At 53.6% G+C, this 11,225-nt stretch carries 13 protein-coding genes; 7 read left to right on the top strand and 6 right to left on the bottom strand.

The annotated features are described in order from the left end of the window. Positions 1-49: 49 nt before the first annotated feature. On the bottom strand, positions 50-799 hold the full coding sequence (locus tag EYY67_RS02550; RefSeq protein WP_131692751.1) for an SDR family NAD(P)-dependent oxidoreductase: 750 nt from the start codon (positions 797-799) through the stop codon (positions 50-52). Between the two features lie 153 nt (positions 800-952). Between EYY67_RS02550 and EYY67_RS02545 the strand changes: the two genes are divergently transcribed. Further along, complete coding sequence (locus EYY67_RS02545; protein ID WP_119825965.1) at positions 953-1,855, top strand: LysR family transcriptional regulator; 903 nt, start codon at positions 953-955, stop codon at positions 1,853-1,855. On the opposite strand, the gene EYY67_RS02540 is transcribed toward EYY67_RS02545, so the two are convergent. After that, complete coding sequence (locus tag EYY67_RS02540; protein WP_131692750.1) at positions 1,847-2,767, bottom strand: LysR family transcriptional regulator; 921 nt, start codon at positions 2,765-2,767, stop codon at positions 1,847-1,849. The genes EYY67_RS02545 and EYY67_RS02540 overlap by 9 nt on opposite strands. Before the next feature lie 95 nt (positions 2,768-2,862). Between EYY67_RS02540 and EYY67_RS02535 the strand changes: the two genes are divergently transcribed. Continuing rightward, positions 2,863-3,720 carry an aldo/keto reductase family oxidoreductase gene (locus tag EYY67_RS02535; protein ID WP_131692749.1) on the top strand — a complete coding sequence of 286 codons (858 nt, stop codon included), beginning with the start codon at positions 2,863-2,865 and terminating at the stop codon, positions 3,718-3,720. Positions 3,721-3,775: 55 nt separating this feature from the next. Here the strand turns inward: EYY67_RS02535 and EYY67_RS02530 are convergent, their stop codons facing one another. Continuing rightward, the gene (locus EYY67_RS02530) at positions 3,776-3,985 is read right to left on the bottom strand and encodes a DUF6434 domain-containing protein (protein WP_131692748.1); all 210 of its coding nucleotides are present in this window, start codon (positions 3,983-3,985) and stop codon (positions 3,776-3,778) included. A gap of 160 nt (positions 3,986-4,145) precedes the next feature. After that, positions 4,146-5,348 carry an MFS transporter gene (locus tag EYY67_RS02525; RefSeq protein WP_131692747.1) on the bottom strand — a complete coding sequence of 401 codons (1,203 nt, stop codon included), beginning with the start codon at positions 5,346-5,348 and terminating at the stop codon, positions 4,146-4,148. 62 nt (positions 5,349-5,410) lie between these two features. Between EYY67_RS02525 and EYY67_RS02520 the strand changes: the two genes are divergently transcribed. From EYY67_RS02520 to EYY67_RS02505, 4 genes are all read left to right on the top strand, one after another. Continuing rightward, entirely contained in the window at positions 5,411-6,433 is a 1,023-nt protein-coding gene (locus EYY67_RS02520; RefSeq protein WP_131692746.1) for an AraC family transcriptional regulator, read from the top strand. After that, a complete protein-coding gene (locus tag EYY67_RS02515; protein ID WP_095921949.1) occupies positions 6,426-6,641 on the top strand; it encodes a hypothetical protein in 216 nt (71 codons plus the stop codon). Before EYY67_RS02520 ends, EYY67_RS02515 begins: the two co-directional genes overlap by 8 nt. Next, positions 6,638-7,039, top strand: coding sequence for an Imm63 family immunity protein (locus EYY67_RS02510; RefSeq protein WP_131692745.1), 402 nt, complete (start codon positions 6,638-6,640; stop codon positions 7,037-7,039). Before EYY67_RS02515 ends, EYY67_RS02510 begins: the two co-directional genes overlap by 4 nt. A 239-nt stretch (positions 7,040-7,278) precedes the next feature. Next, positions 7,279-7,719: a GNAT family N-acetyltransferase gene (locus EYY67_RS02505; RefSeq protein ID WP_162928603.1), complete on the top strand. Its 441-nt coding sequence runs from the start codon at positions 7,279-7,281 to the stop codon at positions 7,717-7,719. A gap of 208 nt (positions 7,720-7,927) precedes the next feature. Here the strand turns inward: EYY67_RS02505 and EYY67_RS02500 are convergent, their stop codons facing one another. After that, positions 7,928-8,497 (bottom strand): DedA family protein, encoded by a 570-nt coding sequence (locus EYY67_RS02500; protein WP_095921946.1) that lies wholly within the window; start codon positions 8,495-8,497, stop codon positions 7,928-7,930. A 141-nt stretch (positions 8,498-8,638) separates the two neighbouring features. After that, entirely contained in the window at positions 8,639-10,453 is a 1,815-nt protein-coding gene (edd, locus tag EYY67_RS02495) for a phosphogluconate dehydratase (RefSeq protein WP_131692744.1), read from the bottom strand. Positions 10,454-10,911: 458 nt separating this feature from the next. Here edd and yahO point away from each other — a divergent pair, with 458 nt between their 5' ends. Further along, positions 10,912-11,190, top strand: a complete 279-nt coding sequence (gene yahO, locus EYY67_RS02490; RefSeq protein WP_095921944.1) for a DUF1471 family periplasmic protein YahO — start codon at positions 10,912-10,914, stop codon at positions 11,188-11,190. Positions 11,191-11,225 lie beyond the last annotated feature (35 nt).

Raw genomic sequence — 11,225 nt, 5'->3', positions numbered from 1 at the left:
AAAACCTGCCGGTGATCTGCCCGGCAGGTTTATTTAGCCCGGAAATGACTCAGACTTGTGCCATCCCGCCATCCACAAACAGTTCTGTGCCATTGATAAAGCTGGCGGCATCGGAGGCCAGAAACGCCACCGCTTTGCCGATTTCTTCCGGTTCACCGAGACGACCCAGCGGCACCTGTGCGGCCAGCGCATCGAACAATCCCTGACGATGTTCATCCGGCACCAGCCCGCCCAGCCCCGGCGTGCGAACCGGCCCCGGACTGACCACGTTGACACGAATGCCGCGCCCTTTCAGATCCAGCGCCCATGAGCGGACAAAATTACGCACCGCCGCTTTACTGGCGCTGTAGACGCTGAAACTTTCCGTCCCCTGAATCGACGTCGTTGAACCGGTCAGGATCACCGAACCCCCTTCGCGCAGCAACGGTAACGCTTTCTGCACGGTGAACAGCACGCCGCGCACGTTGGTGCCAAAAATACGGTCGAAATGTTCTTCGGTGATTGCGCCCAGCGATTGCATGTCTCCACCGCCCGCGTTAGCAAACAGAATGTCCAGATGCCCTGCGCTTTTGGCGATTTGCGCATAGACCGCGTCGAGGTCAGACAATACCGAGGCATCGGCGCGGATACCCGTTGCGGCGCTGCCGATTTCACTGACTGCCGCATCCAGTTCAGCCTGACGGCGGCCGGTGATAAATACCCGGGCGCCCTGCTGTGCCAGTTCTTTAGCGGTTGCCAGACCAATACCGCTTGTCCCGCCGGTGACCAGTGCAATTTTTTCGTTCAGTGATTTGCTCATTTTCATGCCTCATTATCAGTCGCGTTTCAGTGAGCCGCGTTTGCGGTATGGACTTACTCTAGCCCCGCCCCGTTTATTGAAAAATAGTGGAAAATGAAAATGACTATTCATGGCTGTGTATAATCAACACATACTGACTGGCGGAGAAAACAGATGGATCAACTGACAGCGATACGGGCGTTTGCCCGCGTGGTGGAAGCCGGTAACTTTACCCGCGCGGCAGATTCCCTGGATATGCCCAATGCGACGCTGAGTAAAATGGTGCAGGAACTGGAAGCACATCTGGGCGTAAGGTTGCTTCAGCGCACCACGCGGCGGGTGACGGTCACGCCGGAAGGTCAGGCTTACTACGAGAAAACCGCGCGGGTACTGCGCGATCTGGAAGACATCGATACCTCGCTGAATGCAGCGCGCAGCAAGCCGCGTGGTCTGTTACGGGTCGATGTCGGCGGTTCCACAGCGCGCGATGTGCTGATCCCGATGCTGCCGGAATTTATGGCGCGCTACCCGGATATTTGCCTCGATCTCGGCGTGTCCGACCGGCCAGTGGATCTGATCAGCGATAACGTGGATTGCGTCATCCGTGGCGGTCCGCTGGATAACTCGACGCTGATCGCCCGTAAAATCGGTACCGCCACGCTGATCACCTGCGCCACCCCGGCTTATCTCAAATCTTCCGGCACGCCAGCCTATCCCGATGAACTTAAAAACGGCCACCGGCTGGTCTGTTACGTGTCATCACAAAATGGCCGCGCCTTCCCCTTCCGTTTTGAACGGGACGGCGAGAAAACCGAGATCAAAGTACCGCACCGCATCGGCGTCAACGAAAGCAATGCCCATTTAGCCGCCGGACTCGCAGGGCTGGGCATCATCCAGACCTTCAGCTATTCAGCCAACAGCGCCCTGCGTGACGGCACGCTGGTGGAAATCCTCAAAGAATGGCGTCCGGCCCCGTATCCGTTCCATGTGGTTTATCCGCAAAACCGCCACGTCCCCCAGCGCCTGCGGGTGTTTATCGACTGGCTGCTGGAAGGATTCCACATCCGTTCACAGTAATGTTTCGCGGCGCAGATTATCTTCCCGCACAAAATCAATGAACGCCTGTAAAGGCGCGGGGATCAGACGGCGATCGTTGTAATAAAGCCAGGGACCGGTGAACGACAGCCACCACGGCTGTAATATCGGCTCGAGTTGTCCGCTGAAAATAGCGGGCTTTAACCACTCTTCGAACAAATAAATGATCCCCGTTCCTGCAATCGCCGCGTCGACCGCCAGATCGACCGCGCCACCGACACTGACCACCAGCGGACCGCTCACCTGCACGCTGAGGGCTTCGCCTTCACGCTCGAATTCCCAGTCGGGCATGATGCCGCTGGCATAGCGCCCCCGCAGACAGCGATGCGGGATCAGATCCCGGGGATGTAACGGCCTGCCGTTGGCATCAAGGTAAGCCGGTGACGCCGCCGCGGCGTAACGCTGAACGCGCGGACCGATGGGGATCGCCACCATGTCCTGTTCCAGACGTTCGTCATAACGGATACCGGCGTCACAGCCGTCACGAAACACATCCTGCACATTACTTTCAGCGATAATTTCCAGCTGAATATCCGGATAACGCCGCAGAAATTCCGGCACTAAGGCAGGCAAAACCAGCCGCGTGGCGCTGACCGGCACATTCAGGCGCAGTACACCGCCCGGCGTGTGGCGATAACGGTTAAGCGCATCCAGCGCGGCATTCACCTCGTTCATGGCGGGCAGCAATCGCTCAATCAGCGCCCTGCCGGCTTCAGTCAGCACCACCGTGCGTGTGGTGCGGTGAAATAACCGGATCCCCAGCTGCTGTTCGGCACGACGTACCGCGTCACTCAGCCGGGATGCGTTACTGCCGGTGACCCGCGCCGCCTCACGAAATCCACCGGCTTTCGCCACCTCAACCACGGCGTGCAACAGGGCGATATCCATCGTCATTGTGCGTAACCTCGTACAGTTTGTCCTGATTTCACCGGATAGTTGCACAGCCGGCGCAACGCTACAATCAGTGAACACATATAAAGGAGAGTCCTATGTCACAACCCTCAATGACTTATCGTCTCGGCGACCGCGAAGTGGCACGTTTAGGTTACGGTGCTATGCAGCTGGCGGGTCCGGGTGTTTTTGGTCCGGTAAAAGATGAAGCCCGCGCGATTCAGGTATTGCGCGATGCCGTGGCGAGCGGCGTGAATCATATTGATACCAGCGATTTCTACGGTCCGCATGAAACCAATAAGCTGATCAAAAAAGCCCTGCATCCTTACGCTGACAATCTGTGCATCGTTACCAAAGTCGGTGCACGTCGTGATGAAAAAGGTGGCTGGTTAACGGCATTCACCCCGCACGAACTGGTCAGCGCCGTGGAAGACAACCTGCGCAATCTGGGACTTGAGGCGATGGAAGTGGTGAACCTGCGCAGCATGCTGGATATTCATCAACCGAAAGAAGGGTCACTGGAACCGCAGCTGGAGGCGATGATTAAGCTGAAAGAACGGGGACTGATTCGTCACATCGGCCTGAGTAATGTCACGGCAAAACAGGTGGAGGACGCGCAGAAACTGACGCCCATTGCCTGCGTGCAGAATATGTATAACCTGGCCAACCGCCACGACGATGCGCTGGTGGATAAACTGGCGGAACAAGATATTGCCTACGTGCCCTTCTTCCCGCTGGGCGGATTTTCCCCGCTACAGTCAACGCTACTCGACGACGTCGCCGCTGAATTACAGGCCACACCGATGCAGGTGGCGCTGGCCTGGTTGCTCAGACGTTCACCGAATATTTTGCTGATCCCCGGCACGTCATCGCCGGAACATTTGCAGGAGAATCTGGCCAGCGCACGGCTGAATTTATCTGATGAGGTGATGGAAAAACTGAACGGAATGAACTGAGGATATTTCGAACTGAGTCCTCAGCATTGAGGACTCAGAATTTAAAATATCAGCGTTACGTTGACTGCCTGCGCTTCCACTCATCGGCCACATCGCCCAGCGTTTTTGGCACCTCATTACGTATCCATGCCATAAAATCACGATCGAACCGAAAATCTTCCCCGCACTGCTCAGTCAGGAAACGCCGGACATTTTGTGTGTTCCTGTAATGCTTATCCACAAGCGTAGTTCGTGTCAGTAAGGCACTGTGCCAGTCTACTTCCATCTTTCCAGCTCCTGTAAATGCTATGTTGGTAAACGTCTGCGGTGAGCGAGGTGCGGACAATTTATAGACCTGAAAGGGGCCAGGAAATCTTGCTGTTTTGTTCAGGCCAACCCTCTGGTTTAACTGGCCTTTATTTGAAAGGCCATTATTTGGGTTGTGGTCAGGTTAGCGCGACCTTCACCTTTAGTCCAATAACGAGCGTGGCAAAAAACATTATGCCACCCGCGGTGATGAAAACACCGGTTACGCCGCTGATACCAAAGAGTAATCCTCCCAACGCAGCACCCGCAGCGATTGAGGACTGAACGGCTGCGACTACCATGCCGCCAGCGGTTTCAGCCTGATCGGGAACCGAACGCGCTACCCAGTTTGACCACGCAACGGGGACGCCACCAAATGCCATCCCCCACAACGCGACGAACAACATCAATCCCTTTTCCTCTAGCGGCAGCAAAATCATGCTTAATGCCGATAAACCGACAAGCGCTGGCATGAGTATCAGGGTAAGACGCAGGCTTCTCTCCATCAGCCACCCGGCCAGCAGCGTACCGATAAAGTTAGCGATGCCAAATCCAAGCAGTATCAAAGACAAACGATCCACATCAAGTTGGGCAATATTTTCAAGAGCCGGGCGAATATAGGTAAACAGCGCATACTGACCAGTATGAGCAATCACACACCCTGTCATTCCCATCGCAATGCCTGGGCGGCGGAGTAAATCCATGACAGATGCTGTTATCAGCACTCTACGCGGCGGCATTCCAGGAAGAGTAAACAGCTGAAAGAGCAGAGTCAGCACGCCGACTGCGGTTGCAGCGATAAAAGCACTACGCCAGCCATAAAGCCCACCTAAATAGCTCCCGAGCGGGATCGAAACCACAGTACCGACAGCAATACCGCTAAAAATAATGGAGAGAGCACGCGGGACGCTTTTAGCCGGGACCAGCCGCATAGCCACGGCAGCAGCCATACTCCAGAAACCTCCCAACGCGATGCCCAGCAAAATGCGCATAACTAACAGAACAACCAGACTGGATGAAAGTGCGACAAGCAGGTTGGAGGTAATCATCAGCAAGGTAAAACCAAGCAAAACATTTCGGCGGTCATAATTACGCGTCAGGCGGGGAACCATCAGACCAGCAAATAAGGCCACCACAGCCGTTACCGTCACAGACTGACCAGCAAGAGCTTCGGTCACACCGAGATCGGCGGCCATGGGTGTCAACAGGCTGGCAGGAAGATATTCTGCAGTCAGCAAGCCAAACACGCCCATCGTCAGTGAAATAACGGCCATCCATGCGGATTCTTTGGGTTCCGCACTGTTCAAGCTCGCGGATACAGCTTCAGTTGCTTCATTTCTCATAACACACTCTTCCTGGTGAAAAATTACAACGCCAAGTCTAGAGTTGAGCAGCTGGACGATCTATGATGCCACATCCTGATTTTTTACCAGAAACGCCGGTTATGCCTGTGAATAAACATTTCGCCCTGTCATCCGAACTCATCAGTGAACTGCTGCTGGAAATGCGCCTGCGTGGCGTGCAGTATCGCCGTTTACAGACTGGCTCAGAGTTTGGCGTCGGTTTTAGCCACAAACCGGGACATGCCTATTTCCATTACATCGCTGTGGGTAATGCCCTGCTTCGCACACACGACGGTACGTTGCACGAACTGAAAGCCGGAAGCATGGTATTTATGCCGCAGGGTGAAGATCATCAGCTTGTATCGGATATCCGCTGTTCAGTTCAGCATATCGACACATTAGGCTCTGCTCCTTTAGGCGAGGCCGTCTGCGGGATCAATACTTGTCCGAGTTCGCATCCGACACCCAGCACGGTTCTGTTTTATGGCTGTATGGAGTTTGATCTCGGTGGAATGCAGGGTCTTGGCAAACTGATGCCACAAGCCATAGTGGTTGAGGCAAATGAACAGATCTATCCGGGGCTGGTTCCCATTGTGGGCGCGATGAAATTTGAAATCTGTTCCGGACGCGCTGGCTTCGCTGGCATTCTGGCACGCCTCGCAGAAGTGGCGGCTGCCATGATTGTGCGTGGATGGATCGAAAACGGCAGCGAGAACGCCGCTGGCCTGATCGCGGCGTTACGTGATCCACGGCTTGCCCGTGCTATTCTGGCCATTCATCGCGATACGAGTCGGGAGTGGTCTGTTGCTGAGCTAGCTGCCCAGTCGCATGTGTCACGTTCTGTTTTTGCTGAACGCTTCAAATCAATCATCGGCATACCTCCCCAGCGCTATGCAAGGGAGGTGCGAATGCGCATCGCAGGTCACTGGATTATTCACGATAAGATCTCAATTGACACCGTTGCTCTTCGCCTCGGCTATGCCTCACAGGCAGCGTTTAGCCGGGCTTTTAAGCGTATCAATGGATATCCGCCGGGCGCTATGCGTAAGCGACCAGCGAGAGACTTTAATACAGTGAATGAGTGAATATTCTCTTTATTATTTGCTGGATTCAGTGCAGGAGGCCGGCCGTGAACTGCTCAGGCATGAGTTTGAGGCGATACGAGATAATGCTACCGCTATTGAATTGCCGACAGAAATTGCCAGAGACATGACTAACAGCCGGGGCTATCAAGATATTGATGCGGAGCATGTCTGGAACGAATGGTTAACCCTCACAAAGAATAAATCATGAAAAATATCGAAGAGTTACGCGCAGAACTTCTTAAAATCGGTGAAAGAATTGGAGGGGGAATAAGACCCAATTATTACTTCACCATCCCTGACAGATCTGATGGTATGGCGACTCCATATCTGGAAATTCATGGCAAAGAATATCATTTCATTGTCAATGAAAGAGGTGCCGAAATAGCGCGTAAAGTGACCCTCAGTGATGATGAGATTCTTTATTGGTTTGTTGAGTGTGGTGTGGTTGGTCTGGCTGCAAAGTATGCAGCTATGAATAGCTCACCTGAAAGGGAATTCAGGTATGTTTATTTTCGAAAACAATATTGTTTAATGCTTTCCATCAAACCTGAGTGGGCAACAAGGAAGCGCAGAGAATTTACAGAAATACTTAGTGGACAGGTTTAAAAAGGTCACATAATTTTTCAGAAACGTCGTTATCATCAGTTTGATTCGAGCATCACTGTTCCCACCACTCAGCATCCAACGTCCGCTCCTGGCACTCAGCAGACAAACACATGACGTTGAAGGTCTGCTGAGAGCGATCTGCGGAAGTTCGCGGCAATTTCGCAAAAGATTCTATATCCTTAAAGAAAATCACTCGTTAATCATCAAAATTATACTGTCTCATGAATGGAGAAATACAATTGAATATCAGGACAAGATTAGCTCTATCCTCTGATATAGAACGTATTTTTGACGTCAGGACTTCGGTTAAAGAAAATTATCTCAATCGAGAGGAAATGGAGCTGATGGGAATTACCGAGAGCAGCGTCATCGATATGATAGAAAAAAATCGTTGCGCATGGGTTGCCGTAGATGACGGCAAAGTGATTGGTTTTTCGATGATTATACTCGATGAAGGATCTCTTTTTGCGGCCTTTGTTCTTCCTGAATATGAAGGCAGAGGTGTAGGTCGCACCCTTGTTGAACTCGCAGAGCAGGAATTATTCAAACATCATGAGGTTGTCTGGCTTGAAACCGACAAAAACAGTCGTGCGGCAGAATTTTACAGGCGGCTGGGCTGGGTTGAGAAAGAAAATGTGAGCGAATCCGATATTAGATTAGAAAAACTTCGCTGCGTTTAAGCAAAGATCCCTTTCGTAAATGTCCGCTCCTGCCACAAACCCGCCCCGCAAAGTAAAACACCGGTTTTACGCTGTCCTCAACCTGATGCAGCGTAAAACCGTCAACCTATGGATCACACCTCAAACATATCAGCCCCGATTTATGCCTCTTCTTTCGTTGCCGGTGGCACGAAGAAAATCCCTGAGCCGATGTGCGGGATGTATTCATTTATCGCTTCGAACGCAGCCAGATGACCATCGCGACGCCCAGCACGATCAGCAGGAAAAGGGAGACGTATTGTAACCCGTTATTCACCTGTGCAAGCACATCGCCGAACATCCAGCCGATACTCAGCAGAAACAGGCTCTTGGGAATGGCCGCCAGAATGTTATAGAACAAAAAAGGCACCAGCGGCATACGCGCCATACCCGCGCCGGTCAGCACCAGGGCGCCCGCCGAATGGGTCAGTTTGGCAATCACCAGCAACCGCCCGCCTTTATGCTCAAAACTTTTCACCATTTTTTCCAGCCGCGCCTGTGTCAGTCCGAGACGCGCCAGCCAGCCGGGCGGTTGGCCGTCAGCGTTGATCACCCAGCGGCCGAGTGAATAGAAAAGGATATCCCCGAACACCTCCACCGCCAGCACCATGATAAATACGGCGGATAAACTGAAATAATGCAGACGCGCCAGATAGCCTGCAATCACCGTCACCAGCGGCCCTTCGAGGATCACCAGCGGTGTCATAATCAGTAATCCGTGCGATCGGATCAGTGCTTCAAGTGTGTCGGATGAAAACATAATGCCTCAGGCGCGGTTTGCAGATAAAAAAATGGCGGAGAATAACGCTCCGCCATTTTCGTATTGTTTAGCCCTGACGGCAAACGCTTTACTTCGCGCCCGTCACCGCGTCAGGGTGTTCTGTCATCATTCACGTTGAGGTTAAAATTTGATGCAGCAGGCGCCCTGTTCAGCACCGGAAAGCTGGCTGCGTAAGGCACCGAATAACTCGCGTCCGCAGCCGGTATGTTCTGCGCTGAGATCGGGCTGATAAGGCTGACGCGTCGCCAGTTCCGCAGCACCGACCCGCAATTCCAGTTCGCCGGTCCGGCCATTCACGCGGATGATGTCGCCGTTTTGCACTTTCGCCAGCATGCCGCCGTCGCAGGCTTCCGGTGTGACGTGGATGGCGGAAGGCACTTTGCCGGAAGCCCCGGACAAACGGCCGTCGGTGACCAGCGCCACGCGGAATCCACGATCCATTAATACGCCCAGCGGTGGCATCAGCTTGTGCAGTTCCGGCATGCCGTTGGCCTGTGGTCCCTGAAAACGCACCACCACCACGCAGTCGCGGTTCAGCTTACCGGCTTCAAAGGCGGGCACGATGTCATGCTGGCTGTCGAATACCACGGCAGGCGCTTCGATGATCTGGTTATCCGCCGGGACTGCGGAAGTTTTCATCACGGCGCGCCCCAGATTTCCTGACAGCACTTTGGTGCCGCCGTGGTGCTCAAACGGCTGCGCCACGCGGGCAATCACCGCCGGATCGAGGGAACGTTCCGCCCCTTCGCGCCACGCCAGCGTGCCGTTATCCAGCCACGGCTCCTGCGTATAACGATCCAGACCAAAACCGGCCACGGTATTGACGTCCTGATGCAGCAGGCCGTGCTGAAGCAGTTCACGTACCACCAGCTGCACGCCCCCCGCCGCCTGGAACTGGTTGATATCCGCCGGGCCGTTCGGGTAGATACGGCACAACAACGGCACAGCATCGGACAGCTCAGAGAAATCATCCCAGTTAATGATGATGCCCGCCGCCCGCGCCATCGCCACCAGATGCATGGTCAGATTGGTGGAACCGCCGGTCGCCAGCAACGAGACAATGCCGTTGACCAGGGTTTTCTCATTCAGCATCTGGCCGAGCGGCTGATAGTTGCCGCTGGTTTCGGTCAGGCGGGTGACCTGACGCGCCGCCGAGTCGGTCAGCGCATCACGCAGTGCGCAATCCGGCGGCACAAATGACGCCCCCGGCAGATGCAGCCCCATGACTTCCATCACCATCTGGTTAGTATTGGCGGTGCCGTAAAACGTGCAGGTGCCGATGCCGTGATAGGACGCGGCTTCCGCTTCCAGCAGCGCCTGGCGGTCAACTTTGCCTTCGGTATATAACTGACGTATCCGCACTTTTTCTTTGTTTGGCAAGCCGGTGCTCATCGGTCCGGCGGGGACAAACACCGCAGGCAGATGACCAAATGACAGCGCGGCCATCACCAGTCCCGGCACGATTTTGTCGCAGATGCCCAGATACAGCGCGCCGTCGAACATGTTGTGCGACAGGCCGATGCCCGCTGACAGGGCGATCACGTCGCGGCTCATCAGCGACAGCTCCATGCCGTCCTGCCCCTGCGTGACACCGTCACACATTGCCGGTACGCCGCCAGCCACCTGCCCGACCGCGCCGACGGTTTTCAGCGCCTCTTTCAGCCGCTGCGGATAATGTTCATAAGGCTGATGCGCCGACAACATATCGTTGTAGGCCGTGATAATCGCGATGTCGCTGCGCACCATATTTTTCAGGGCGTTTTTGTCATCCGGCTGGCAGGCGGCAAAGCCATGCGCCAGATTGCCGCACGCCAGTTGCGCGCGATGAACGGTTTGTGACCGGGCGGCGGCCATACGCGCCAGATAGGCTTCACGGCTGGACGCGGAACGGTCGATGATCCGCTGCGTGACGCGGGTTACGGTGTTATTAATCATAGTGTTGTCCCTTTTCTCAGAACATCGTAAAGGCGATCATGCCGGTGAGCGTGCCCGTTATCGCGGCTGTTACCGGTAACATGTTATCGGTAACATTATCAGAACCTTTTTATACCCTGACAATCAGCAGGTGATGGCGAAATGAAGATATGTGATCTGCTTCAAAGTAAATTATTAGCCTTGAAACATGTTTCGGAGGGGGGTTAACACCTAAGCAACATTGGCGGCCGTGATGACGTGGTGCCCGCATTGCCCGCGCTCAAAATGCTAAAAAGCGCACACTTTGCTTAATTTTTTATTTCCGCCTTGTAATTATTTAATTCCTTGTCTATTACTTAGAGACGATGATAACCCGTTGTTTACAAGGTGGGTTATTTTCCGGCAAGGTGACAATATATAAAGGTTATTTACTTACTCTTCCTTCAATTTACTGGGCAAACTTTAAACCTGAGGCTTACATGAAAATATCTAAAACGTTGCTGGCTGTGGCTGTAATGGGTTGTGTCTCTTTCAGCGCCTACTCGGCTGAATTGATGAAGAAAGTTGATTTCGAAAAAGTGGCGTCTGAATATACCAAAGTGGGTTCTGTCACCACCTCGAATAAAACCTCGCAGTCCGGTGCCATTGAAGATTTATCTAAAAAAGCCGATAAAAAAGGCGGCGATGTGTTTGTATTAACGTCTGGCAATACCAACAATAAAATTCACGGCACGGCTGACGTTTATAAGAAAAAGTGATTTGTTAAGTGTTCACGTAATAAAGAAGCCCGCAT

The sequence above is a fragment of the Rahnella victoriana genome (assembly GCF_004330295.1).
Taxonomy (GTDB): Bacteria; Pseudomonadota; Gammaproteobacteria; order Enterobacterales; family Enterobacteriaceae; genus Rahnella; species Rahnella victoriana.
Note: the sequence above shows the minus strand (reverse complement) of the source record. Positions and strands in the feature narration are given on the sequence as shown.